At 43.3% G+C, this 25,898-nt stretch carries 19 protein-coding genes and 2 pseudogenes; 17 read left to right on the plus strand and 4 right to left on the minus strand.

Features of this window, described 5'->3' with window-relative positions:
• Positions 1-10 precede the first annotated feature (10 nt).
• The 8 genes from N4597_RS00185 to N4597_RS00220 all read left to right on the plus strand — a co-directional run bounded on the left by N4597_RS00185 (position 11) and on the right by N4597_RS00220 (position 6,801).
• Positions 11-451, plus strand: a complete 441-nt coding sequence (locus N4597_RS00185; protein ID WP_056975513.1) for a PTS sugar transporter subunit IIA — start codon at positions 11-13, stop codon at positions 449-451.
• Positions 451-939 carry a PTS system mannose/fructose/N-acetylgalactosamine-transporter subunit IIB gene (locus N4597_RS00190; RefSeq protein ID WP_056975511.1) on the plus strand — a complete coding sequence of 163 codons (489 nt, stop codon included), beginning with the start codon at positions 451-453 and terminating at the stop codon, positions 937-939. Before N4597_RS00185 ends, N4597_RS00190 begins: the two co-directional genes overlap by 1 nt.
• 21 nt (positions 940-960) lie before the next feature.
• The gene (locus tag N4597_RS00195) at positions 961-1,779 is read left to right on the plus strand and encodes a PTS mannose/fructose/sorbose transporter subunit IIC (RefSeq protein WP_056975509.1); all 819 of its coding nucleotides are present in this window, start codon (positions 961-963) and stop codon (positions 1,777-1,779) included.
• A gap of 11 nt (positions 1,780-1,790) precedes the next feature.
• Positions 1,791-2,624 (plus strand): PTS system mannose/fructose/sorbose family transporter subunit IID, encoded by an 834-nt coding sequence (locus N4597_RS00200; RefSeq protein ID WP_056975507.1) that lies wholly within the window; start codon positions 1,791-1,793, stop codon positions 2,622-2,624.
• A gap of 339 nt (positions 2,625-2,963) precedes the next feature.
• Positions 2,964-3,365 (plus strand): hypothetical protein, encoded by a 402-nt coding sequence (locus tag N4597_RS00205; protein ID WP_172585770.1) that lies wholly within the window; start codon positions 2,964-2,966, stop codon positions 3,363-3,365.
• Positions 3,366-3,730: 365 nt separating this feature from the next.
• Positions 3,731-5,662, plus strand: a complete 1,932-nt coding sequence (locus N4597_RS00210; RefSeq protein ID WP_050611437.1) for a PTS sugar transporter subunit IIA — start codon at positions 3,731-3,733, stop codon at positions 5,660-5,662.
• A gap of 217 nt (positions 5,663-5,879) precedes the next feature.
• Entirely contained in the window at positions 5,880-6,401 is a 522-nt protein-coding gene (locus tag N4597_RS00215) for a hypothetical protein (RefSeq protein ID WP_260904007.1), read from the plus strand.
• A gap of 13 nt (positions 6,402-6,414) precedes the next feature.
• Positions 6,415-6,801: a hypothetical protein gene (locus N4597_RS00220; protein WP_260904009.1), complete on the plus strand. Its 387-nt coding sequence runs from the start codon at positions 6,415-6,417 to the stop codon at positions 6,799-6,801.
• A gap of 82 nt (positions 6,802-6,883) precedes the next feature.
• Here N4597_RS00220 and N4597_RS00225 read toward each other — a convergent pair whose 3' ends face one another.
• Together N4597_RS00225 and N4597_RS00230 are read right to left on the minus strand one after the other, a co-directional pair.
• Positions 6,884-7,414: a GNAT family N-acetyltransferase gene (locus N4597_RS00225; RefSeq protein WP_202021546.1), complete on the minus strand. Its 531-nt coding sequence runs from the start codon at positions 7,412-7,414 to the stop codon at positions 6,884-6,886.
• 10 nt (positions 7,415-7,424) lie between these two features.
• Entirely contained in the window at positions 7,425-8,429 is a 1,005-nt protein-coding gene (locus tag N4597_RS00230) for a LacI family DNA-binding transcriptional regulator (protein WP_260904012.1), read from the minus strand.
• A 165-nt stretch (positions 8,430-8,594) separates the two neighbouring features.
• Here N4597_RS00230 and N4597_RS00235 point away from each other — a divergent pair, with 165 nt between their 5' ends.
• The 5 genes from N4597_RS00235 (at position 8,595) to N4597_RS00255 (ending at position 17,291) form a co-directional block, all read left to right on the plus strand.
• A complete protein-coding gene (locus N4597_RS00235; protein ID WP_260904014.1) occupies positions 8,595-10,790 on the plus strand; it encodes an alpha-galactosidase in 2,196 nt (731 codons plus the stop codon).
• Between the two features lie 13 nt (positions 10,791-10,803).
• Complete coding sequence (locus N4597_RS00240; RefSeq protein ID WP_260904018.1) at positions 10,804-13,812, plus strand: glycoside hydrolase family 2 TIM barrel-domain containing protein; 3,009 nt, start codon at positions 10,804-10,806, stop codon at positions 13,810-13,812.
• Positions 13,813-14,006: 194 nt separating this feature from the next.
• A complete protein-coding gene (locus N4597_RS00245; protein ID WP_204784121.1) occupies positions 14,007-15,170 on the plus strand; it encodes a galactokinase in 1,164 nt (387 codons plus the stop codon).
• 24 nt (positions 15,171-15,194) lie between these two features.
• Positions 15,195-16,679 carry a UDP-glucose--hexose-1-phosphate uridylyltransferase gene (gene galT / locus N4597_RS00250; RefSeq protein ID WP_260904022.1) on the plus strand — a complete coding sequence of 495 codons (1,485 nt, stop codon included), beginning with the start codon at positions 15,195-15,197 and terminating at the stop codon, positions 16,677-16,679.
• A gap of 300 nt (positions 16,680-16,979) precedes the next feature.
• Positions 16,980-17,291 carry a hypothetical protein gene (locus N4597_RS00255; RefSeq protein ID WP_260904025.1) on the plus strand — a complete coding sequence of 104 codons (312 nt, stop codon included), beginning with the start codon at positions 16,980-16,982 and terminating at the stop codon, positions 17,289-17,291.
• 46 nt (positions 17,292-17,337) lie between these two features.
• On the opposite strand, the gene N4597_RS00260 is transcribed toward N4597_RS00255, so the two are convergent.
• Entirely contained in the window at positions 17,338-17,706 is a 369-nt protein-coding gene (locus N4597_RS00260) for a hypothetical protein (RefSeq protein WP_101811471.1), read from the minus strand.
• Entirely contained in the window at positions 17,702-18,091 is a 390-nt protein-coding gene (locus tag N4597_RS00265; protein WP_204784117.1) for a VOC family protein, read from the minus strand. Before N4597_RS00265 ends, N4597_RS00260 begins: the two co-directional genes overlap by 5 nt.
• Before the next feature lie 89 nt (positions 18,092-18,180).
• Between N4597_RS00265 and N4597_RS00270 the strand changes: the two are divergent.
• From N4597_RS00270 to N4597_RS10755, 4 genes and pseudogenes are all read left to right on the plus strand, one after another.
• Positions 18,181-18,312, plus strand: a pseudogene (locus tag N4597_RS00270) (nitroreductase family protein); the annotation flags it as partial.
• Between the two features lie 160 nt (positions 18,313-18,472).
• Complete coding sequence (locus tag N4597_RS00275; RefSeq protein ID WP_260904029.1) at positions 18,473-19,798, plus strand: hypothetical protein; 1,326 nt, start codon at positions 18,473-18,475, stop codon at positions 19,796-19,798.
• A gap of 552 nt (positions 19,799-20,350) precedes the next feature.
• Entirely contained in the window at positions 20,351-23,626 is a 3,276-nt protein-coding gene (locus N4597_RS00280; RefSeq protein ID WP_260904031.1) for a KxYKxGKxW signal peptide domain-containing protein, read from the plus strand.
• Positions 23,627-25,029: 1,403 nt separating this feature from the next.
• A pseudogene (locus N4597_RS10755) lies at positions 25,030-25,833 on the plus strand (LPXTG cell wall anchor domain-containing protein); the annotation flags it as partial.
• Positions 25,834-25,898: the final 65 nt, after the last annotated feature.

Below are 25,898 nucleotides of genomic sequence, written 5' to 3' on the forward strand. Positions count from 1 at the left end.
AGTTTCAAAAATGGTTTCGTTAATTGTTTCTGGTCACGGCCAGTTGGCGCCCGGGTTGCTAAGCGCAGCCGAGATGATTTTTGGCACCAACGATACGATTAAGGCCGTGCCATTTAAAAAAGAAGAAGGGCTAGAGGATCTCAAAGCGCACTTTGAAGAAGCGCTCCAAAGCTTTGAACCTAACAGCGAAGTGCTATTTTTAATAGACCTGTTTGGGGGCAGCCCTTATAATGCGGCAGTTTCCTTAGCCTATGGGAAGGATAATTTGGACGTAGTGACAGGTGTTAGTTTACCAATGGTCTTAGAAGCGTTAGCCAATGCGCCAATGATGAGCTTAAAAGAATTGACCAGTCACCTACAAACCGTAAATCAAGACAGTTTTAAGGTCTTCTCACTTGAAGCAGCCAAGCTAGCTCAAGCCCAAGAAGACGAAGAGGAGGACGAATTATAATGAAAATTACCGTTGCAAGAATTGATGATCGTTACATTCATGGTCAAGTTTTGACTAAGTGGATTAAGTTATTACCAGCAGAAAGAATTATTGTCGTAAGTAATGAAGTAGCTAACGACCCAATGAGAAAAACCTTAGTTTTATCGGTTGCCCCTTCTAACGTTAAGGCCAGCGCCGTAACCCCTGAAAAGATGGGCCGGGTCTTCAAGAACCCTAAGTATGCCGATACTACGGCCATGCTATTGTTTGGTAATCCAAGCGAAATTGTAACTGCGGTGGAAGCAGGAGTTGATATTAAGGTTGTTAATGTCGGGGGAATGCGTTTTGATCCAAGCAAGAAGCAAGTAACGGAAGCCGTTAGTGTTACACCAGAAGATGTAGCTGCTTTCAAGAAACTGCATGAATTAGGGGTTGAATTGGAACTACGTCAATTACCAGGAGATAGCAAGCAAGACTTTATGAAAATCTTAGATACAAAATTAGGCTAGGCCTCAAAGGAGGAGATTGTAGTGAATGCTCTACAAATTGTATTAATCTTAATTGTTGCCGGGATTGCCGGGATGGGATCCGTTTTAGACGAAGCCCAAACACACAGACCCTTAGTGGTTTGTACCTTAATCGGTTTGATTTTAGGGGATCTCAAGATGGGGATTATCTTAGGTGGGACCCTAGAAATGATGGCCCTTGGTTGGATGAACGTTGGGTTAGCAATGGCACCTGATACTGCCTTAGCTTCAGCAATTTCTACTTTAATCGTTATTAATACTCATACCAGTGTTGGTGAAGGGATTGCCATTGCCGTACCATTGGCCGCAGCCGGTCAAGCTTTAACCATCTTTGTGCGGACAATCGTTGTTTTCTTTGTTCACAAAGGTGATGACTTCGCTGCTAAGGGGAACTACCGGGCTATTGAATGGATGCACGGGATTGCCTTAGCCTTGCAAGCCTTGCGGGTAATGATTCCAACCGCAATTATCATGACTTTGAGTACCGCAGCTGTGCAACACATGTTAGCTGCGATTCCAACCGTGATTACCAAGGGGCTCCAAATTGGTGGGGGTATCATCGTGGTTGTAGGTTATGCGATGGTTATTAATATGATGGATGTTCCGCAATTAAAACCATTCTTCTACATGGGCTTCCTCTTTGCCGCCTTCACTAACTTCAACTTAGTTGGTTTTGGTGGCTTAGGTCTAATCATGGCCTTGCTTTACTTACAATTAGAATACCGCAATGAAAATAAGGCTCCTAGGGTAGCAACTGTAAGTAATACCAGTGCTAGCGATGACGACTTAGACGATGATCTAGACGACGACTTGGATGACTAGGAGGGATTTTGATGCAAACACCAGCAGACTTAAACAACAAACAAGTAAAATTAACTAAAGGCGATATTCGCAATATGTATATCCGGTCTTGGTTCTTGCTAGGGTCATTTAACTTTGAACGGGCCCAAAACATGGGTTACTGCTTCACCATGATTCCAGCCATCAAGCGCTTATACAAGCCAGGTAAGGAAAGAAACGAAGCTTTGGTTCGGCACATGGAATGGTTCAACACCCACCCATGGTTAACCGCTCCAATCTTTGGGGTAACAGCCGCTATGGAAGAAGAAAAGGCCAACGGTGGTAACATTGACGGGACTGCCATTGCTGCCATGAAGATTGGGTTGATGGGGCCCCTTGCCGGGGTTGGTGACCCACTATTCTGGGGGACGGCTCGGCCCGTGTTAGCCGCCTTAGGGGCTGGGATTGCCATGACTGGTAGCATCCTGGGACCATTATTGTTCTTCGTCTTAATCAATGCCATTCGCTTGACCATGAAATGGTACTTCCTCCGTTACGGTTACGTTAAGGGAAGCGAAATCATCCAAGACATGGCCGGCAACCGGATTAAGAAATTAACTGAAGGTGCTTCAATTGTAGGGTTATTCGTTATGGGGGCGCTGGTATCTAAGTGGACCACAATTAACATTCCAATTGTGGCAACTAAGATTAACGGTAAGACCCAAACGGTGCAAGACATCTTGGATTCCGTGATGCCTGGGATGTTAGCCTTACTGTTAACCCTCTTTGTTTCCTGGTTACTTAAGAAGGGTGTAAACCCAATGTTAATTATCGTGGCAATCTTTGCCCTTGGTATCTTAGGTAAATGGTTAGGTTTCTTAGGCTAAATTAGCACTAAAACTTTAGTTGCTAATAAGAAAGAATCCTTCGTAATGACAGGCTCATTGCGAAGGATTTTTTACTATTATTTATAAGTTAAAATTTGAACATTGATTATCAAATTAGTATAAGTAACTTTTAATATCGCAGGCAAGTCAAACACTTATAAGCGGTTAATGTTACATTAGTATATACCATTGTAACAATGACGGTAGCTAATTTAAAGGCTTTAAGATTTTAATTAAAAAAGCGGTAGATTTTGTGCAATTTAACTAAAAAAGAATTGCAAAAAGTTACACAAAATGATAGTTTTAGGGTAAATAGTGTTGGCAGAATGGAGGTGTGGAATGGAGTTTAGATTTTCACATCGTGAAAAATTCCGGGATTACATGCAGTCGGTAATTCCCGAGGTAACATATCAACCTGAAGCAGTTTTGCTTTCCGTTAACGCCCTGCGTAAGGATAAGGTTGAGACTAGTTACGTCCACATTTCGCGTTTAGGGGGTTTTTTCACCGCGGAATATGAAAGCAAGCAAGGGACGTTTCATGATGGACTATATATACCCGCTGAAAAGATTGCAAAGGCGTCAATTTATGAACGAGAACTGGCCACTAGCTTAGTGCTAGAACTAACTGAGCAGGCTAGGGATGGTGAAGGGGTCAAGTTGTTTGTTGATTTTCCTAAGTTGAGTATGATTGGTTGGCACAACAAAAATTTAAAGAGGCTACGTGAGGCACTAGGTGCGTAACTATCTGAGGCTGAATATTTTAATCCTTTTTTTGAATGTTAGAAAACATTGCTTTTTAAATAGGTTTCCATTTTATTTAATTCCCAGTGTTTATGGTTTAATTTCTTCGGTAATTTTTGTAGTAAATATTAGTTAAAAAGTCCGAGGAAATCATCCAAGGACTTTTTGTTATGGTTAGAAAGTACATCTTATATATAGTAGAAAGTAGTTACCAGTGAGACAGCGGTGAGGTAACTACTATTTTTTTGTGGTAAAAAACAATAAATATTTCACTAAAAATTTACTAAAAAGTATTGAAAAATTTCTTGAAATCGTTTACTATAATGCTTGTAAAGAAATTATAGTAGAAAAGGGGATAGACTCCTATGGAAAGTACTAGTCAAGCTGTACCTCAAACAAGCGGTAACGCTAAATCACGGATTGCGTACTCATTTGGGGCATTTGGTCACGATATTTTTTATGCGACCTTATCAACATTCTTCATTACTTTTGTTACCTCGCACCTATTTAACACGGGGAACGAAGCCCAAAATGACCGGATGGTTTTATACATTACCAACATTATCGCGGCCTTACGAATTGTCGAATTAGTAATTGACCCATTTATTGGAAACGCTATCGACAACACTAAGACCCGCTGGGGTAAATTTAAGCCTTGGGTTGTAATTGGTGGATTAATCAGTTCTGTTTCGTTGTTAATTTTATTTACCGACATGGGTGGTTTAAACAAGACTAATCCAGGCTTATACCTAATCTTATTTGCAATTATTTACATCACCATGGATATCTTTTATTCCTTTAAAGATATTGGTTTTTGGTCCATGATTCCCGCCTTATCCTTCTCATCACAGGAACGGGAAAAGACAGCGACCTTCGCCCGGATTGGTTCTACCATCGGTGGTAACATTGTCAGTGTGGTTATCATGCCAATCGTCCTCTTCTTCTCAATGAGTAGAAATGGTGGGGCCGGTGATAATCGGGGTTGGTTCTGGTTTGCCTTTATTGTGGCTGCTATCTCCTTCTTGACTGCCGTCGGGGTTGGACTTGGTACCCATGAAATTGATTCAGACTTGCGGAAAAACACTGAAAAAACTGGGTTTAAAGACGTTTTGAAAGTGTTAGTGAAAAATGATCAGTTAATGGCAATTGCCTTGTCTTACGTTTTATATACAACTGGGGTAAGTATCTTAAACGCTTCCGAGCTTTACTACTTTACCTACGTATTGGGTCACGCAGCTCAATTCACATTACTAGGGACCATCAACACCTTAGTGGGGTTGTTATCAGTATCGCTTTTCCCTAAACTAGCAGACAAGATTAACAGAAGAAACCTCTTCTTCATTTGCATCTTCATCATGCTTTGCGGGATTGGGGTCTTCACGATTGCCGGCACCTCATTGGCAATGGTCTTAGTTGCAGCCGAACTCTTCTTCATCCCACAACCATTAGTATTCTTAGTAGTTTTAATGACAATTACTGACTGCGTTGAATACGGGCAACTTAAGTTAGGTCACCGTGACGAATCACTTACCTTATCAGTTCGTCCTTTACTTGATAAATTCGGGGGTGCGGTTTCTAACTCAGTCATCGGGATTGCGGCCGTAGCTGCCGGAATGACCACTGGGGCAACCGCTAAGACAATGACTGCTCACGGAATTATGTCCTTCAAGTTATATGTATTTGGGATTCCATTTGTTTTAATCATCTTAGGGGCCCTAGTCTTCTTCTTCAAGGTTAAGTTAACCGAAGAAAAGCACGCCGAAATTGTGGCTGAACTTGAAAAGACTTGGGATGAATACTTAGGTGAAGGCGAAACGGAAGCCGTTTCTAGCCAAGCATTAAGTGTCAAGGCTCCAATCGCAGGCCAATTAATTTCCCTAGCAGAAGTTAATGATGCAACCTTTGCTAGCGGCAAATTAGGCCAAGGTTTTGCAATTAAGCCTAGTGACGGCCGCGTCTTTGCTCCATTTGACGCTACCGTTCGCCAAGCCTTCACTACCCGCCACGCCGTGGGCTTAGTGTCAGATGATGGGGTCGTCCTTTTGATTCACGTTGGGTTAGGAACAGTTAAGCTAAAGGGCACGGGCTTTGTTTCCTACGTGACAGAAGGGCAGCGCGTTAAGGCTGGCCAAGAAATTCTAGAGTTCTGGGATCCAACCATTAAGAAAGCCGGTTTAGATGACACCGTGATTGTGACGGTTACTAACTCCGATGCTTTCAAAGACATTGACCTCAAGCTAGCTAGTGGCACCATGGTCAGCGCCAAAGATGAAGTACTAAGTTTACAAAGTAAATAGCAAGTTGGTTTAACCAAACCTTGAACCAACGTCACTGAAATAGGCTACCACTGCAGAAGTTGGTAGCCTATTTTTTAGTAGTAGTGGCATTAATTGGTAGCTAAATAGTTAGCGGAGTTGGTAATCTGACAAGAGAGGGTTATAATTAACCTACGGCCCTATTTTAGGGATTTGACTAGGAGTGTTTAGCTGTCAAGCTACTGAGGAGGTTACGGAGTTGTTAAAAAATTTAAAATTAGCGCTTGATTTGATAAGTCTAGTACTGCTTACACTAATTGCTGCTTTACCTAAATTAATCCAAGCTTTGCGATTAAATGCATTTTTTATGTTGATCCTATTTTTAGCACTACTAATTTTGAGTACGATTTTTTTAACAAGGATTGCAGTATGTATTATAAAAATTAGAAAATTAAGAACTAGAGTTATTAGACAAGGACTGAGCAAGAAAAAAGTTACGTCAGATGAAGCGGATGCAAAATCAGAAGAAAGAAAAGCGACAGAAGTTGAAATTATTTCGTTGAGAAGAATACTTTTCCAGCGGGCTACTATGGCTCAGCGTAAGAGTAATTTAAAAAAGTGGTGGAAAGATGCAAAAAAATATTGGCAAGATGCTAAAAAAGAAGTGACGAGGGTATGGAGAGTTAGCAAGCAGAGAATTAAAAAGAAGAAGCAAATCCGAAAAGATGTCCGCCAACAAATCAAAAAAGAAAATATGTTTTATTGGTATATAGATAGATAGGGGATTACGGATAGTGATTCTGATAGTCCTTGGTGGTGTCGTCGTCTTAATGATTGGAAATATAAGTGGTATTATTCCAAATAGCATGTCAAAATATAGTCTATGGATACTAAGCGTACTTTTTGTGCTTATTAGCTGCCAAGCTTCTATAATGGTAGCTATAAATGATAAAACACCGGGAATACTGAAAGCGTATTTTGCTAAACTTGAGGAGCGTAAAGGACTTGAGGAATATAAAGAATACGAGCAGTATAAAGAATACGAGCAGTATAAAGAATATGTTCTCAACTATGTAAAAGATGTGTTAACAGAATATAGACTACTTCAAAAAAAGATAGCTCATTTGAGTTTGTGGCTAGCGTTGTGGTTGTTTTTGCTAGGAGTAGTGCTGCCGATTTAGAAAATCTACTAAATTCAATTTTTCAATAGAAAAAGGTTGAAATCAACTTGGAGGTAAGCTGATTTCAACCTTTTTTGTTGGGCTAGTCTAGGTAAAAAGCATAGAGGTTAGCCGAATGAATTGTGCCATCGTAGTGTTTGAGGCGGTGCTTGAGGCAGGCTTCAAAAGTGAAATTGAGTCGCTTGGCAACATTATTACTGCGGGTGTTGGCTACGTCTGCTAGTAATTCCAAGCGTTTAATGTGGGGATAATCTTCTTTGACTAAGGAGATGAGGCCAGCGACTGACCGACTCATGATGCCGCGACCTTCAAACTCTTGCCCGAGCCAGTAACCAATGTCGGCGTGGCAATCATGGATGCTATTTAGGCTAAGCGTACCGACGACTTGGTTGCGGTAGTGGATGACTAGGTTTAAAGAGCGCCCCTTGGCCCAGTGTTCATTACATTGGCGTAGAAAACTCTCTTCATCAGCCGCCACTTTAGTAAGTTTAACCCAGGGAAGAAAGTCGCCTAGGTTGGGACTGGCCTGGATTAGCGCAAAGAGCTTAGGGCCGTCGATTTCTGGGCGGGGTAGGGCTAGTTTGATTTCGGAATCAACATTATAGGTTAGCATAGAATTCCCCCTAGTTAAGGCTACTGCCACGTAAGGTCAACTTGGTAGCAATTTTAATCATCCGCGGTACGCCTAGGTCCTGTTGATCTAGTTTACGCTTGAGTAAATCGACGGCCGCTTGGCCCATTTCCTTAGTGTAGACCGTGACTGCAGATAAAGGGGGGTAGACGAACTTAGCTGCAGAGGTGTCGTTAAAGGAAATGAGGCTGACACGGTCAGGAACACTGAGATTGGCTTCTTGTAAGGCACGTAAAGCCCCGATAGCTAAGGCGTCATTAGCGGCGAAGAAAGCTTGGGGTAGGTCGGCTCCTAGTTCATTGATGGCGGCCTTCATCATTTTATAGCCGGTATCGGTAGTGAAGGGACCTACGTAGACGTACTTAGAATTATAGAGGCCATTTTCACTGAGGTAGTGTTTGAAGGTGGAAAAACGTGGGTCAATCAAGGATAGCTTGCGGTCAGAGGTGGCTTCTTCACCGGCTAACATCCCAATTTTGGTTTGCCCTTGGTTAATGAAGTGGTCCAAAACGTTGGTGACCGAATTTTGGAAGTCGGTGCAAACGCAACTGTAACCTGCATTTAAGGTGTCGCTATCGACAAAAACCAGGTTGCTATTGAGTTTGGCTAGGCTCTTGATTTGGCTGGCGGAAAATTTACCGATGGCGATGATGCCGTCCACATTTTGAGCGTCGGTTAACGGATCGTTGTTGAAGATTCGGACGAGGTCAAAGCCTAGCTCCTGGGCATGTTTTTCGAGCCCGACCCGAATGGAGTAGTAGTATAAATCATCTAATTCTTCTTCTTTGGTATACCATTGAACAATTGCTAGCTTATTAGTTGCCGTTTTGCTTGGATGTTGCTTTTTATGCTTGGTGTAGTCTAATTCATCGGCAACTTCAAAAATACGTTGTTTAGTTTCAGCGCTAACTGACATGGACTTGTCATTATTGAGGACCCGGGAAACGGTTGCGGTCGAAACCTGGGCGCGCTCAGCAATGTCTTTAATTGTAGCCATGAGAAAACCCCCTTAGAACAGTTCTTAATTAAAAATATTGTAGCATAGATAAGTTAAAAATAAAATCGTTAACTAAATTAATTGAAACATTAAGTAAAATATAGTAAAATTTACTAGTAAGCGTTTTCTGAAATAGTAGAAACGACAGTTGGAGGAGGTTTTTTGATGACCGCATTAATTACTTTTGATGAACAGCAAGGCGTTTTTCACCTACATAACTGCAAAATATCCTATTTATTGGCGCTGGAAGAAGGAGGCGTTTTGAGTCACCTATACTTTGGGAGCGCTATTGATAGTTACCATGGTCAATTGAGGTATCCGCGGGTTGACCGGGGTTTTTCAGGAAATTTACCTGGGCACACAGACCGGACTTATTCGCTAGATACTTTACCACAAGAATATAGTGCCAGTGGGGATAGTGATTACCGCTTGCCAGCAGCTATCATTGAACATGCTGATGGCAGCCGGGCAGCTAGGTGGATTTTTAAAGACTACCAAATTGTGGACGGCAAGCCAGAATTAGCTGGCTTACCCCAAGCCTTTGTGGAAGATAAGACGGAAGCTCAAACCTTAATTATTAACTTAGTCGATGAAGTCAGCCACTTAGAGCTAGCGTTGAACTATACGATTTACCGAGATCAGGCCATTATTACTCGGTCTAGCAAGCTGACTAACTTGGGGAGCCAGGCGGTTACGATTAAAAAGTTAGCCTCACTGCAGATAGACTTTGTTGCCAAGGACTTTGAATCGATTTGCCTACCGGGCGCGCACGCTAATGAACGCCACTTAACGCGGGCTAAGGTGACGGCGGGGGTGAAGAGTTTTGAAAGCCGCCGGGGCAGTTCCAGTCACCACATGAACCCGTTTTTGGCCTTGGTTGAACCGAAAACGGATGAATTTAGTGGGGAAGCCTATGGTTTTGCCTTGGTTTATTCCGGTAACCACAAATTCGAACTGGAACAAGATCAAATTGACCAAACCCGCTTATTGATTGGAATTAACGATTATAACTTTAGTTGGGACCTACAGCCCCAGGCAAGTTTTACGACGCCGGAAGTGTTAATGACTTACTCGGAGGCCGGCTTAAACCGAATGAGTCAAGCCTTCCACCAAATTATTCAAGAGCGGGTGGTTAGAAGTAAGTTTAAGCACCAAGCACGCCCAATTTTAGTGAATAATTGGGAGGCGACTTACTTTGATTTTGACGAAGAAAAGCTCAAACCAATTGTGGCTGACGCTAAGAAGTTAGGGATTGAAATGTTTGTCTTAGATGATGGTTGGTTTGGCCACCGGGATGATGACACCAGTTCGTTAGGTGATTGGTCCGTTTATAAAAAGAAGTTTCCTCAAGGAATTAAGCATTTTAGCGACTACGTACATGAACAGGGATTGAAATTTGGAATCTGGGTTGAACCTGAAATGATTTCGCTTGATTCGGACTTGTACCGGCAACACCCAGACTACCTAATGCAAGTTCCAGGTCGTGCCCCTAGTCCGTCACGGAGCCAATTTGTTTTAGATATGAGTCGGCCTGAGGTGCAAGCTAATGTCTACCAACAATTAAGCCAGGTTTTAGACCAAGGAATTGACTACATTAAGTGGGACATGAACCGCAATATCTCTGATGTTTACTCGGTGGGCCTACCAGCAAGCAGACAGGGGGAAGTTTATCACCGCTACATTTTAGGAGTATATGCCCTCTTAGAGAAGCTAACCACGAACTATCCGGACGTCTTATTTGAAGGCTGCTCTGGTGGTGGGGGCCGTTTCGATGCCGGCTGGGCTTATTACATGCCACAATCATGGGCGAGTGATAATACCGACGCAATTGCCCGCTTAACCATCCAATACGGGACTTCGCTAGCCTACCCAATTTCAACGATGACAGCCCACGTTTCAGCCGTGCCTAATCACCAAACAGGGCGGCAAACACCACTGAAAACTAGGGGGGCCGTAGCGATGAGCGGGGTCTTTGGTTATGAACTAGACTTAACGAAGATGAGTCAAGCAGAGCAGGCTGCCGTCAAAAAGCAGGTTGCTAGCTACCAGCGGATTCGGACCTTAATCCAGTATGGTAAGTTCTACCGCTTGAAGGGCCCACACGAAGGAAATCAAACGGCCTGGATGTTTGTCAGTCCGGACCAAAGAGAAGCGATGCTCTTTACCTTCCAGGAGCAAGCTTTTGCTCAGGGGGCGCTGACTAAGACACACTTAGCCGGGTTAAAGCCAGAATTGCTCTATCGTGAAGAAGCCACGGGGCAAGTATATAGTGGGGCCGAGTTAATGAAGCTGGGTCTTTATGATCCGGTGGTCCACCAAGATTACACGTCAAAAAGTTATCATTTTAAGGCACTAGATTAGGAGGTTACATTTAATGGAAGCAAGTTTAGCATGGTTAGAAGATCCGGAAGTTTTTGCGGTTAATAAAATTCCCGCCCATTCAGACCATAAGTACTATCAATCTTATGAAGAGGCGGCGACTAAGCAGATGAAGTTGCGCCAGTCGCTAAATGGCACCTGGCAATTTAGTTACGCTCAAAACCCCAGCTTACGGGTCAAGGATTTTTACCGACTTGATTTTGATACGACTGGTTTTGATAAAATTCAAGTTCCAGGGCACATTCAGATGCAAGGTTATGATAAAAACCAATACATTAATACGATGTATCCGTGGGATGGCTTAGATGAGCTACGACCACCTAAGATTTCTAAAGACTATAACCCAGTTGGATCTTATGTCAAAACCTTTGAACTTGATGAAGCCTTACAGCAAAAAGAGGTCTTTATCTCATTTCAGGGGGTGGAAACAGCCTTTTACGTTTGGTTAAACGGTCACTTTGTTGGTTACGGGGAAGATGCTTTTAGTCCAACCGAATTTAGACTGAGCGACTACCTGGTAGCTGGGGAAAACAAGCTGGCGGTGGAAGTCTACAAGCGCTCGGCTGCTAGTTGGATTGAGGACCAAGATTTTTGGCGCTTTTCCGGTATCTTCCGGGATGTCTACCTTTACGCAGTTCCTAAGACCCACTTGGAAGATGTCTTTGTCAAAGCGACTATGGGGACCGATTATCAAAAGGGTCAGCTGGAGCTAGCAGGCAAGTTGACTGGTGATTTGGCTGAAGTGACGGTTTCTTACGCTTTGAGAGACCAAGAAAACCATTTAATCACAGAGGGCTTTGTGGATGGTCAACCAGAGATTGGCTTTAAACTGACAGACCTTGCTGTGGCTGCTTGGAGCGCAGAAAGCCCTACCTTATACACGCTGGAATTGGCAATCTTAAAAGACTCTCAGTTAGTCGAAGTTGTCCAACAACCAGTAGGGTTTAGGACCTTTGAACTCAAAGACGGCTTGATGCTCTTGAATGGCCACCGCCTCATTTTTAAAGGAATTAACCGTCATGAGTTCTCCTATAAGAAGGGCCGGGCCATTGGGGAAGAGGAGATGCTGTGGGACATTAAGTTTATGAAGGCCCACAACATTAACGCGGTTAGGACCTCTCATTACCCTAACCAGAGTCGCTGGTATGAGCTTTGTGATGAATACGGCCTGTACATGATTGACGAAACGAACCTAGAAAGTCACGGCTCTTGGCAAAAGCTAGGTCAATGTGAACCAAGTTGGAATGTACCGGGCAATAAACCTGAGTGGCAGGCTAACGTTTTAGATCGAGCTAATAGCCTCTTTCAGCGGGATAAGAACCACGCGGCCGTTTTGATTTGGTCTTGTGGAAATGAGTCTTACGCCGGGAGCGATATTTTAGCGATGACCAAGTTCTTCCACCGGGTAGACGACAGCCGGCTAGTTCACTATGAAGGGGTCTTTTGGAACCGGGATTATGATGAAATTTCCGATATGGAAAGTCGGATGTATGCTAAGCCGCAAGAAATTGCAGCCTACCTAGAAACCAAGCCGAAAAAACCTTACCTTTCCTGTGAATACATGCACGCGATGGGTAATTCCTTGGGCGGGATGAGCCTGTATACTGACTTGGAAGACAAGTACCAACAGTATCAAGGAGGGTTCATCTGGGATTACATTGACCAAGCCCTCCTCAAGCACAATGAATTTGGCCAGGAAGTCTTAACCTACGGTGGTGATTGGGATGACCGGGCTACCGACTATGAATTTTGTGGGGACGGGATTGTCTTTGCCGACCGGACTCCCTCGCCTAAGGCCCAAGAAGTAAAGCAACTATATGCCAACGTTAAGCTGAGTCTAACTGACAAGGAAGTCACCGTTAGAAATACTAACTTATTTGTTGATACCAGTGACAGTTACTTTGAAGTTAGCTTGAAAAAAGCTGGGCAATCGATCTGGCACAAGGATTACCAGTGGGTAGTGCCAGCTGGGCAAACAGCTAGTTTCAAGGTGGACTTTCCAAAAGCACTTGCGCCGGGTGAGTATACTTATGAGGTTAGTCAAAAATTGCGCCAGGCTACAAATTGGGCTCCGGCTGGTTATGAACTAACCTTTGGCCAATTTATTAAGCAGGTTGCAGGTCAAACCAAGCCTGCTAAGCCAGCCACACTTAAGGTTGTTCACGGCGACGTTAACATTGGCGTGCACGGGCCAAACTTTAGCGTGCTACTCTCCTTAGCCGAAGGAGGTTTGGTTTCCTATGTCTACGCCGGCAAAGAATACATTACCCGGACGCCGAAGACGAGCTTTTGGCGGGCCCAAACCGATAATGACCGCGGGGTTAAACATGGTTTTGACCGGGGGATGTGGTTAGCAGCTGGTCTTTACCAAAAGCACGTTGACGCTAAGATTGAAGAACAGGCAGATTGTGTCACGGTTACCTTTAAACACCAACTAGCACTAGCTGGTGAATACTACCACACGGTGGCTTATACCGTTGATAGTCACGGTAAGGTTACGATTAAGTTGAGCTATCCAGGCTATGAAAACTTACCGTCAATTCCCGCATACGGGATGGACTTTAAACTAAAGGCCCCTTACCAAAACGTGCGCTACTATGGTTACGGTCCATCTGAAAATTATTGCGACCGGAAAGCCGGTGCCCGCTTAGGGATTTTTGAGACCACCGCTAAGGAAAATAAGGCGCCTTACCTGGTTCCCCAAGAAACAGGGAACCGGACTGGCCTACGCTGGTTGGAAGTTACCGATGAATTAGGACACGGCCTGCGGTTTAGTGCTGGCGACCAGGCCTTTGAAGGCAGTGTCTTACCTAACTCGGTTTACGAATTAGAAACTGCCAGTCACCAGGAAGAATTACCAGCCGCTCACTTTGTTTGGGTCCGGATTTTAGCGGCCCAAATGGGAGTTGGGGGCGATGACTCTTGGGGCGCGCCAGTGCATAAGCGCTACTGGCTGGATGCAGCCAAGCCGTTAACCGTCACCTTTAGTTTGGAAGGAATTTAGGCATAAAGTTTAAACGAGCTCTCTTTGTAAAAAGAGGTTCGTTTTTTTACTGGCCAAAATTATTTGGTAAATAAATTCGGTTAAGTTAGTAAAAATTAACTAAATAATACTTGAAATTTTACTCAGTTAAGGATAGAATAAGCTTGTAAATAAAAACGCTTTCTGATAATACGACTTAAAGGGGTAAATTAATTATGAATAAAGCAGATTTAAAAGCAGAATTTAGTAAAATTTTTCAACAAGAAGCAGATGCAACTTTCTTCTCACCTGGACGGATTAATTTAATTGGTGAACATACCGACTATAACGGGGGCCACGTATTCCCATGTGCGATTACCCTAGGTACATACGGAGCTGCGCGGAAGCGTGACGACCAAACACTCCGTTTCTACTCAGCTAACTTTGCAGACCAAGGGATTGTGGAAGTGCCTTTGGCCGACTTACATTTTGATAAGGCTGATGGTTGGACTAACTACCTTAAAGGGATGATTCACTTCTTAAAGGAAGCTGGTTATCCAATCGACAAGGGGATGGATATTTACCTAAATGGTAATATTCCTAACGGTTCGGGGCTTTCATCTTCAGCCTCAATCGAAATGTTGATGGGGGTTATCGCCCAAGAGTTATTCGACCTAGACATTGAACGCCTTGAAATCGTCAAAATCGGGATGAAGACTGAAAACGACTTTATCGGGGTTAACTCAGGGATTATGGATCAATTCGCAGTCGGGATGGGGGCAGCCAACCGGGCCATCTTGTTAGATACTAACACCCTAGACTATGAATTAGTTCCCCTTGATTTAAAGGATAACGTAATTGTGATTATGAACACCAACAAGCGCCGGGAATTGGCTGATTCTAAGTACAATGAACGGCGGGGTGAATGTGAACAAGCTTTGGCCGAACTCCAAACTAAGTTAGATGTTCAAAGCTTGGGTCAATTAGATGCCCAAACCTTTGACGAATATAGCTACTTAATCGCTGACGAAAACCGTTTGAAGCGCGCTCGTCACGCTGTTTGGGAAAACCAACGGACCTTGCAAGCCCAAGAAGCTTTGCAAGCAGGTGATTTGGACAAGTTTGGTCGCCTAGTCAACGCTTCCCACGTTTCATTAGAGCATGACTACGAAGTAACTGGGGTTGAGTTAGATACCTTGGCACACACAGCTTGGAAGCAAGCTGGTGTCCTTGGTGCCCGCATGACCGGGGCTGGATTTGGTGGTTGCGGAATCGCAATTGTTGCCAAAGACAAGGTAGCAGCCTTTACAGAAGAAGTGGGTAAGGTTTATACAGCTAAAATTGGTTACGCCCCAGCCTTCTACATTGCAGAAATCGCTGATGGCACCAAGGTATTGTAATTTTTAATTAAGGACGGGATTGAGATGGCAGGTAAATTAGTAGATGAATTTGTAGCGCAGGTAATTGCTAATAGTGATTACACTGACCTAGACGCAGTTTATTTGAAGAATCGGGTGCTAGCCCTAGTTGGTGAAGCTGGTGCTGACCGCACTACCACTAAAGAAGCAATCATTGATTTGAAAGATGAGTTGGTAGCCCTTGCGCAAGCAAACGGCAAGGTGGGAGCAAGTTTTAACGAAGGCGATACGTTGGGGGCAGAGTTAATGAACTTCATCACCCCTAGACCGAGTGTGGTTAACCAACGCTTCTGGGAAACTTATCATCAGAATCCAAGTCAAGCCATCAGTGATTTTTATGCCTTAAGTAGGCAAAACGACTATGTTAAGGTAAAGGCCATCGCCAAGAATATCTACTACCAAGTGCCAACCGAGTATGGTGAGATTGAAATTACCATCAACCTCTCTAAGCCAGAAAAGGACCCTAAGGCCATCGCGCTTGCTAAAAAGATGAAGCAAGCTGGCTATCCTAAGTGCCAACTGTGCTTAGAAAATGAGGGGTATCAAGGGCGGGTTGACTACCCTGCGCGGGCTAACCACCGAATTATTCGCTTTAAGCTCGGACGAGAAACCTGGGGCTTCCAATATTCACCTTACGCTTACTTTAACGAGCACTGCATCTTCCTAGATAGCCAACATGAGCCGATGGAAATTAACCAGGCAACCTTTGAACGCCTGTTGAGTATTGTCAATCAGTTTGACGGTTACTTTGTAGGAAGCAACGCCGACTTACCAATCGTTGGGGGATCAATTTTAACCCACGAACATTATCAAGGTGGGCGGCACGTGTTCGCCATGGAAAAGGCCCCAGTTGAAAAACAGTTACAATTCGCTGGTTATCCTAACGTCGCAGCCGGGATTGTTAAGTGGCCAATGTCTGTCATCCGCTTGAGTTCAGACAGTAAGGAAGAGCTAGTGGCACTGGCAAGCAAGATTTTGGCTAAGTGGCGTACTTACTCCGATGAGGACTTACAAATCGTGGCCGAATCGGAGGGAGAGTTGCACCATACAATCACACCGATTGCCCGTAAGCGGGATGGCAAGTTTGAGTTAGACCTGGTTTTACGGGATAACCAAACTTCAGCCAAGTACCCCGATGGAATCTACCATCCTCACCAAGACGTCCAACACATTAAGAAGGAAAACATTGGGCTTATTGAAGTCATGGGCTTGGCAATCTTGCCGCCGCGCTTGAAAGCAGAACTAGCTGAAGTAGCCAAGTACCTGTTAGGGCAGCCTAATGAAATCAAGGCCTACCACCAAGCTTGGGCCGATGAAATTAAGGCTAAGCATCCGGAATTAACGCCTGCTAATGCTAGCGAAATCGTCAAGGCAGAGGTGGGGCAAGTCTTCAAGCGGGTGCTTGAGGATGCTGGTGTATATAAGCGTACGAAAGCTGGTCAGGCAGGCTTCATGCGCTTCGCCCACTATGTGGGTTTAGTTGGCGACTAAGTTAGCTGAACTTAGTCGGTGCGCCTGAATTTAACAGCAAATCAAAAAATATTTTAAGCAAAATCTACAAAAATAAATTGTCTACCAAATAGGCCTCGCAAAGCCGAAACTGACTTTGCGAGGCTTTTATTTAGTTTGCTTTTAGAAAGCTTGCACTGCCTAAGTAAATAGCACAACTTAGTAGGCAAAAGACTAAAGAAGCGCCGACTTGTTCGAACATTTTATAATCTGAGCGTTGTGTTAAACTTTAGGTGGTAGCGGTGAGTGGATATTTTTTTTGACACAGTTAGGTGATGGCAAATGAAAAAGAGTTACTTGGAGTATGTGTTAGTTATTTTTATAGATACCTTGGGGATTGGGGACTTGCCATCCGCTAACGTACTAGAAATGCTGACTAGCGTTACATTAGAAATGTTAGTAGTGTTGGTATTAGTAGTGCCGGTCCCCAAGAAATGGAGGTTTGCACCACTGCCAGCTTTTCTAGTCTGCTGTTACTTTTTACTACTGGTGAACTATTTAAACTGGACTAATTGGTTAGCAAATCTGACGAACTGTCTAATGATTATTGGTTCTTGCTATGGCTTATACGGATATTTACAAAGGCCGAAATGAGAAAATAAGCTCGCAAAGTCAGAAACAATGGCTTGGCGAGCTTATTTTAGTGACGACTGGCCCGGTAATTGTGATTACCTTTTATCTTATGGACGTGCTGCTTGAATTTGGGCTGATTTTGGCTAACCAGTTTAAAGTTCTTCATCTTACCGTTAAATGGTTGGTTACTTAAACGCAACTTAGTCCAAGTCTGCATAGCCACAATCATATTAGCCAGGTCAGCTAACTGTTTTTTGTCATTTTCGCGGACGGCTTCGCGGTAAATATCTGTCTGTAACCGGTTGGCCAAGTTGGTGTGATAATCAAGTAACTCTTTGGTCAAAGCTGCGTGCCGGTATTGATTGAAGAGTTTTTGGATGGTCTCCATGGCTTCCTTGACATTTTTAGGTTTGAGATAGCGATTGGACATACTAATCCTTCCTTCTAGCGACGATTTCTAATTTGATGCGGTCGGGGTCTTCAAAAAAGCAAGCATAATGGTCCTTGCCCCCGGCGTAAGGGTAGCGCTCGGGGTAAAGCAAGGTAACCTGCTGCTGTTCAAGTTGCTTTTTGAAAAAGTCCACTTTGGCGCGACTACTTACTGAAAAAGCCAAGTGGTTTAGACCGACGTTACACCTATTATAACCGTTTGCTAGATATTTAGCTTGAGTTTGGACGAAAACCAGGTAAAAGTCCTTTTTTCGAAAGGAAAATCCAGCCGCCCAATTTTGGTAAGCTTCAAAACCTAGTTGTGGTAACAGCCAGCTATAAAAGGCGTAGCTCGTCTTTAGGTTACTAACATAAATTTCTAAATGATCCACGCTAACCTTCCTTTCGTTAGAAAATGTAATCCAAAGCCTATTGTAAACTTATCTTAGCTAATTATTTAAAGAAATTAGATTAGAATTTGATTGCAAGCGAATTTGACTTGCCAAGCAACTGGAAGCTTAGGGCGCAAATGCCATTTGGTTCGATTGAAGCGCCTGCTAGCAGTAAGGATTTCATTGCGGATGAAGAACGCTTTAAGGTTCGCTTTGAATAAGATAACTAGACTGGTGTAGTTTACCCAGCCTATTTTTTAGCTTCGCTAGATAGAAAGATTTTTTGGTTTACCTTGAGCAAAATTTAATTTATAATGAGGCTGAAGAATCATTGTTTGTCGTCAGGTAAGGGTTAGATAGAGTTTATGGGGGATGATGTCTATGCAAGTTAACAAGCATAACAAATTGTATAAAGATAAAGAAACTAAACACGAGCCTAAAAACTTCCGCTTAGGTAAGAAGGGCCAAGAGCTACTAGCTAAGGTGGGCTTGGTTCATTCTGCTAGTGAGGCGGTTAGTGATAAGGCCAAGACTATGGCTCAAATTGAAGACCAACGGATTGCGGCTGAAAATGCGCAAATTAGCACCAACACCAAGAAAAGGTTGAAGCAATCTTTGGCAGCTGGGGTAGCCCTGGGCGGGGCAGTGATGACAGCTCAAGTAGCTCATGCGGATACTACTCAAGGTAGCAGTCAAAATGTGACTACAGACACTGCTTTAGCTGCAAGCAAAGCCCGGGTACAAGCATTTATCGACCAGGCTAATGGGTTCATGGCTAGTTCAGCCTATCAAAATGCGACCCCAGCTGACCAAGCTTTATATCAAAATACGGTTGCACAGGCCAAAGTCGATTTAGCTAGTGGCAGTTTTAATACGGATTACTACAATAATGTGGCCGACACCTTCCAACGAGTAATCAACCAAGTGGAACGGCCGAGCCAAATTCGCTTCTCACACGTTGCAAGTGAAGAAGAAAATACTAACGCTACTACTACCACGCAACAAGTGCAAGCTGGCAAGGCAGAGTTACAAACGTTGGTAAACCAGGCCGATAGCTTCATGGCTAGCCCTGCTTACCAAAACGCAACGCCAGCAGATCAAAGCCTCTACCAAACAGCTTTAAGCCAAGCTAAGGCCCAGTTGGCAACAGACCAAGCCGATTACACTAGCGCTTTGGATAACTTCCAACGGGTAATCAACCAAGTAGAACATCCAAGCCACTTAGTCTACTCACATACTGCAAGTGAAGAAGAAGCGCCAGCCAGTGAAACTACTACCAGCCAAGCTGCAACTAGTGAGGCCAGTGCAACTGTTGCTTCTGAAGCAGAAACTAGTTCACAAGCTCCAACTACAACAGCTAGCCAAGCCCAAGCAACGACTGTGTTAGCAGCTAACCACGAAGAAGCTGCCCCTCTTCAGTCTGACTTTGGCAAGTTAGTAACGGAAGCCAAAGCAACTGGTAACTTGACAGCCGTTAGCCAAACAATGGCTGAATTTATCAATACTCCTCAAGGAGAAACGGCAACGGCAGCCGCTACTCCAAGTGCAAGTCAGGCTAAACCAGCTCCAGCTACTAGTCAAGCGTCTGAAAAGGATTCAGCTAGCCAAGCTAAAGACCACCTAAGTTCTGCTAGTATGGGTGTAACTGGTGCAGTAATGACAGCTGCAGTTGGTGCTGCCCGGCTCAAACAAGTTAAGGATAATTAGTAAGTTTTAAAGAGTGCTGGAATCAATGTTTTAAAAACGTTGATTTCAGCGCTTTTTTGTTGCTATTTTCTAAGTTCTATCTGAAAAAAAGCTATTTTTTGTAACAAATTTGTTAAAAAAGTGTTTGATAGTTATTTTAAACATTTATCGGCGTTTAAAGTCAGTAAATACTTATATTCAAAAAAATAGTTAAAAATTGAATATACAACTGTATATATAACATTTAACGAATTTAAATATAACAAAATCTAAGAAAGAGCAATAGCTTAACGGAAAAAGCTATTAAAAATAAAAAGTTGTGAAAAACTTAAGGAAGAAAAAGCGTAAACTCACACATGATTTTAACTTGTCCACCAATAAGTATATACAAGTCTGCGAAACCCACTAAAATATGAAGCGCTATCATCGTTAAGGGAGGGGCGAAAAAAGACTGATATAGAGAAGATAATTTTAATTTGCTTTCTAAAATTTTAGGTATAAAATAAAGCTAGAATGAACTTTCTATAATTATTTGTTTGTTTAATTTATGTCAGCGGGGGTGGCGAGTAATCTATGAAAAGAAGGAAATATAATAAGCTTTACAAAGAAACAGATCGCAAGACTCGTGTCAAGATGTATAAGGCTGGTAAACATTGGGTGCAAGCCTTATTATCACGGATTGGGTTATTGCGGATTGCAAGCGACGATGTCGCAGACAAATCTGTTCAAGTTAATAATATCGAATTAAAGCGCGCTGCTGAAAAAGATAGTAGCGCTAGGGATAATGACGCGAAAAAGAAGGCCTTGCGAACGGCAGTTACGGCTGGAACAGTTTTAGGTGGTGCGGTAGTCAGTACGCAAGTTGCTCATGCGGATACTACACAGGCAACCGAACAAAATGTAACAGCCCAATCTACGAGTGATAGTCAAGCTTCTACAAGTGTTAGCCAAGGTAGTACTACAAGTACTATCTCTGAAAAGTCTGTTGTAACTAGTACTTCCGAATTAAATACTGAGTCTGATAGTAGTTCACAAGTTAACTCTACATCAGTAAGTACTTCCGTGAGCGCTTCTCAATCTAGCTCTGTGAGTGCTTCTCAATCTAATTCTGTAAGTACTTCACAATCTAATTCAGAGGCGCATTCTACATCTGAGACTACAGCTAGTGCTAGTAGCGAGACTACTAGTGGGTCTGAAGCTTCAACAGTAGCAAGTGAAGCAAATACTGTAACTGAGAGTGAATCAGCAACAAATGCGTCAAGTGTCCAACCAAGCTCTGAAGTTAGTGCTACGACAAGTACTACGAACAAGGATAAGCTTGAGAGTTTGTTGAATCAAGCAGATGAAATAACAGCAACTGATGGCTATAAGCAAGCTAATCAAAGTTATCAAGTAGCGTATCAAGCTGCTATTCAACGTTATCGTGAAGTGTTAGCTAATCCTACACAGAATCAATCAGATGAATATTATGGTTATGGTATTGATAACCTTACTTTGTTGATGAACGAAATAAAGACACCGTCAATAAAGCCTAATATCTTTATGGCAAATGCTCAAACTAATTCAAGTTTAGGCACGCCGGATGAAAATACAGCTCCTAAAGATACGCCTGCCTATTGGGGAAGTAATGGCAACGATAAATACAAGTGGATTGTCGGAGATAAAAACAACCGGTTATGGTGGGATGTTAATGCTTACACCAGTCGAGGGACTAATCAAACAATTAATGAGGCTAAGAACAACGTTAATGTACAAAAAGAGGACCTAGATGGTGGAAAAACTCAATGGACGATTACCTTCTACCCTGGACAAGGGATGTATTATGATGGTGATGAGGCTTTGAATAATGGTTTACAAAACGCCCAAATGGGTTTTTACCTGACCAAGGATTACCAAATCATTGGTGATGTGAATGTCCATATTAGCTTACGACCAGGAACGACTTATGCCTATTGGGGTGGCGGACTATCAACTGGTCTGAAGGTACGAAACTCGCCAAATAATCTCAATTCAGGGGATGTCAACCCAGAAACAGATATCACATTTAAGCCAGGGGACGTTAATCAAACAAACGGGGTAATTAGTAAAGCTACGAATCCGTACTATCAATTCGGGCGGTATGCGGATATTTGGAATATGACCCCTGAAAACTTTAATAAGTCGGTCTTTACCAGTAGTGATAATAGCGATAAAAATCATGAATTGTTTATGCGTGCGAACGAATTTGACAATGCAACAGCACGAGACGGACAAAATTCCAAAGATATGGTGGTAAATAAAGCACCATTTACCACGTCCTTTAATAAGGACACAATTGGGACAGCTATGTATTTTCAATCGTGGGGCGATCGTTCCCGAAGCATGAATGCTTCTTACACGGTGACCTTTACGACTCAGCATAGTAACGCGGACCAAGCCGAGCTTGCGGCCGGAGATTATAACGGGGCTTTCTCGGGGGGTTATGCAATTATTAACTCCTGGCAAAATGGTATTACTAGTGATGCTAAAAACTTGCAAGGGCAATTGGTTGGTCAAGAAGTCTACAACTACGATCAGGATACTCGTTCAGTTGATTCGACGATTCCAAGTCAATTGACGAGTGAGAGTGAAAGCGAGTCTGAATCAAGTAGCAAGAGTGAGAGTGAAAGAGAGTCGGAATCAAGGAGAGTGAGTGAATCCGCTTCGACGAGTGTGAGTGAATCAGCCTCAATGAGCGCAAGTAAATCAGCCTCAACGAGTGCCAGCGAATCAGCCTCAACGAGCGCAAGTGAGTCCGCTTCAACGAGTGCAAGCGAAAGTGCTTCAACAAGCGCAAGTGAATCAGCTTCAACGAGCGCAAGCGAAAGTGCCTCAACAAGTGCAAGCGAATCTGCTTCAACGAGCGCAAGTGAGAGTGCATCCACGAGTGCAAGCGAAAGTGCTTCAACGAGCGCAAGCACGTCAGCGAGCGAAGCTCAAAGTACAAGTGAAACGGATTCTAATAGCACTAGCGAGGATTCAAGCAGCAGTGAGACGCAATCAGAAACAGGCAGCGAATCCGGTTCTGAAAGTGTAAGTGGCTCAGGAAGCCAAAGTGAGGATCCAAGCAGCAGCGAGACCCAATCAGAAACAGGAAGTGAATCTAGTTCTGAAAGTGTAAGTGGCTCAGGAAGCCAAAGCGAGGATCCAAGCAGCAGCGAGACGCAATCAGAAACAGGCAGCGAATCCGGTTCTGAAAGTGTAAGTGGCTCAGGTAACCAAAGCGCAACGCCAAGTGGCAGCGAATCAACGTCAGAAAGGCCAAGTACTTTACCAAACCACAGTGAGGACAGTAAGTCTGAAAGTGGTTCAGATAGTCAAAGCAAGGATCCAAGCGGTAGCGAAACCCAATCAGAAACAGGAAGTGAATCTAGTTCTGAAAGTGTGAGTGGCTCAGGTAACCAAAGCGCAACGCCAAGTGGCAGCGAATCAACGTCAGAAAGACCAAGTACTTTACCTGATCACAGCGAAGACAGTAAGTCTGAAAGTGCAAGCACATCAGCTACGACATCTACGAGCGAAAGTGTAAGCCAGTCAACTTCAACTTCTGCAAGTCAAAGTGCTTTAGTAAGTACGAGTGAATCTACTTCTAACGCAAATGGTTCTAGTGCATCTGAGAGCGTTGTTCCACTTGCAAACCACAGAACGGTAACTAAGACTAACCTTGCAGAAAATAACAAGGCCAAGAATGTTTCTGCTGGTCGTCAAGCCTTGCCACAGACAGGTCAAGAAAACAACCACTATGCAGAAATTGGTTTAGCTAGTGCAGCCTTGAGTGCATTACTACTTGCAACGGCAAGAAAGAAGAACAAGCACGATAAAAAAGAATAGTGGCTAGTTAACTAGCAAGAAAGGGATCTCCAATGGAGGTCCTTTTTCTTTTGATTAAAAATATGTAAAACTATATTTATAAAAAATATAAGATATATATTTTGTAATATTTGTTTTGGGTATAAAATAGATGTTGAGATATAAGTTACTATTAATCTTTGGTATGAAGATGGTACACGTTGAGGTGACCTAGAATGAAACTTAGAAAATACAACAAACTATATAGAGAAACAGATAGAACTACGCGGGTAAAAATGTACAAAACAAAGAGAGGCTGGGTACAAAAATTACTTGCCTGGATAGGAGTTTTGCGCGTATTCAAAAATGATGCGACTGATAAAGAAGTTGAAGTACATAAGGTTGAATTAGAGCGAACTGAGGAAGAAGAAAAGAAGCATGCAGAGAATCGCCGGTTAATAAAATCAGCCCTGACAACTGCTGCCCTAGTTGGGGTTGGTGGTGCAAGTGTAACGACGCAAGCATATGTGGCTAAGGCAGATACAACTTTGGCTACGTCACAAAATTTGTCTGCGCCAAGCGAAAATGATGGTACAAGTACAACAGAAAGTACAAGTCAAACTGACGAAGACTCAGTGTCTGCAAGTAAATCCTCATCAAGTTCAACTAGTGAATCAGTGTCAATCAGCCAATCGGCGTCAATTTTAACCAGTGAGTCAGTATCTACGAGTCAGTCATTGTCAATTTCACTCAGTGAATCTACGAGTTTGCAAAAGGCAGCTTCAGAAACAGCTCCTACTACAGAACAAGAAAGTAATAGTGGGTCGCAGACTGGCAGTGACGAACCTACTAATACAAGTGAAACAAATTCCTCTGAAAGTGTGGTTAGTGGCTCTACAGGTACACCTGTTGTTGCTAGTGCAAATACTCAAATGAGTGAGCCGGTTACATTAACATACACAAGTAATGATAGTAATCAACCAATTAAGCAAATTGTTGGTGAGTATAATCCCCAAAACAATTCAATTACGTGGAGTGTCGATGTTTCTTTAATTGAGAATAAATCTAAAAATTACGTACATCTCTATCTCAATACGAGTGATCCTAATGGGAACAGTTACCTGGCTGACGTTAATAGTGTGACTTATTCAGTAAATGGTAGCGGAAATATAGTGCTTTCTGATACGGAATACCATGGGACAATTGTGCCTACGTGGGGCGGAGCTAGTTCAGAATTAACAAAGATTTACCGGACACAAGAAGATTATGATCCTGGAACTACAGTCACATTTAACTTTACTACTAAGTTTACTGGTAGCAGTTATAGCGACTTAGCGAATGTTAATATGGATATAATTACTTATAGTACATACCACTCTGAAAAACCATTTGGTACAGAAAATAGTGCCAACAATGAGGAAACCTTCTTGTTAAATACTGGGAATTTGGGTACAAAAGTAGATATGACTTCAGAAACAAGTAACCAGCTCAATAGTTTAATTGGTAGTGAAAGTACTTCAGTTTCTACATTAGGTTCTATTTCAATTAGTACAAGTCAGAGTATTTCGGGTTCTGTAAGTAAGTCTGTTTCGATGAGTGCCAGCCAAAGTGCCTCAACCTCGGCAAGTAAGTCAGCCTCAACAAGTGCAAGTCAAAGCGCCTCAACCTCCGCGAGTGAATCCGCCTCAACTTCAGCAAGTCAAAGTGCATCGACTTCCGCAAGTGAGTCAGCTTCGACAAGTGCAAGCACATCGGCAAGTGAGTCGGCTTCAACGAGTGCAAGCCAAAGCGCATCGACGTCAGCAAGCGAGTCGGCTTCAACTTCAGCAAGCCAAAGTGCAAGCACGTCCGCAAGCGAATCAGCTTCAACGAGTGCAAGCGAGAGTGCTTCGACTTCTGCAAGTGAATCAGCATCCACAAGTGCAAGCGAATCTGCTTCAACCAGCGCAAGTGAGTCTGCTTCAACAAGTGCAAGTGAGAGTGCCTCAACAAGTGCAAGTGAGTCCGCATCGACCAGCGCAAGCGAGTCAGCATCCACGAGTGCAAGTGAATCAGCATCAACCAGCGCAAGCGAATCTGCTTCAACGAGTGCAAGTGAATCAGCATCAACCAGCGCAAGCGAGTCCGCATCGACCAGCGCAAGCGAAAGTGCCTCAACGAGTGCAAGTGAGTCAGCATCCACGAGTGCAAGCGAATCTGCTTCAACGAGTGCAAGTGAATCAGCTTCAACCAGCGCAAGCGAGTCAGCTTCAACAAGTGCAAGTGAGAGTGCATCCACGAGCGCAAGTGAATCAGCATCCACAAGTGCAAGTGA

Source organism: Ligilactobacillus agilis (genome assembly GCF_025311475.1).
Lineage (GTDB): Bacteria > Bacillota > Bacilli > Lactobacillales > Lactobacillaceae > Ligilactobacillus > Ligilactobacillus agilis.

Excerpts from the sequence above, each read along its gene's own strand:
- N4597_RS00185 (WP_056975513.1), top strand. The coding sequence starts at position 11 with ATGGTTTCGTTAATTGTTTCTGGTCACGGCCAGTTGGCGCCCGGGTTG.
- N4597_RS00190 (WP_056975511.1), top strand. The coding sequence starts at position 451 with ATGAAAATTACCGTTGCAAGAATTGATGATCGTTACATTCATGGTCAA.
- N4597_RS00200 (WP_056975507.1), top strand. The coding sequence starts at position 1,791 with ATGCAAACACCAGCAGACTTAAACAACAAACAAGTAAAATTAACTAAA.
- N4597_RS00205 (WP_172585770.1), top strand. The coding sequence starts at position 2,964 with ATGGAGTTTAGATTTTCACATCGTGAAAAATTCCGGGATTACATGCAG.
- N4597_RS00210 (WP_050611437.1), top strand. The coding sequence starts at position 3,731 with ATGGAAAGTACTAGTCAAGCTGTACCTCAAACAAGCGGTAACGCTAAA.
- N4597_RS00225 (WP_202021546.1), bottom strand. The coding sequence starts at position 7,414 with ATGCTAACCTATAATGTTGATTCCGAAATCAAACTAGCCCTACCCCGC.
- N4597_RS00230 (WP_260904012.1), bottom strand. The coding sequence starts at position 8,429 with ATGGCTACAATTAAAGACATTGCTGAGCGCGCCCAGGTTTCGACCGCA.
- N4597_RS00235 (WP_260904014.1), top strand. The coding sequence starts at position 8,595 with ATGACCGCATTAATTACTTTTGATGAACAGCAAGGCGTTTTTCACCTA.
- N4597_RS00240 (WP_260904018.1), top strand. The coding sequence starts at position 10,804 with ATGGAAGCAAGTTTAGCATGGTTAGAAGATCCGGAAGTTTTTGCGGTT.
- N4597_RS00245 (WP_204784121.1), top strand. The coding sequence starts at position 14,007 with ATGAATAAAGCAGATTTAAAAGCAGAATTTAGTAAAATTTTTCAACAA.
- galT (WP_260904022.1), top strand. The coding sequence starts at position 15,195 with ATGGCAGGTAAATTAGTAGATGAATTTGTAGCGCAGGTAATTGCTAAT.
- N4597_RS00255 (WP_260904025.1), top strand. The coding sequence starts at position 16,980 with ATGAAAAAGAGTTACTTGGAGTATGTGTTAGTTATTTTTATAGATACC.
- N4597_RS00275 (WP_260904029.1), top strand. The coding sequence starts at position 18,473 with ATGCAAGTTAACAAGCATAACAAATTGTATAAAGATAAAGAAACTAAA.
- N4597_RS00280 (WP_260904031.1), top strand. The coding sequence starts at position 20,351 with ATGAAAAGAAGGAAATATAATAAGCTTTACAAAGAAACAGATCGCAAG.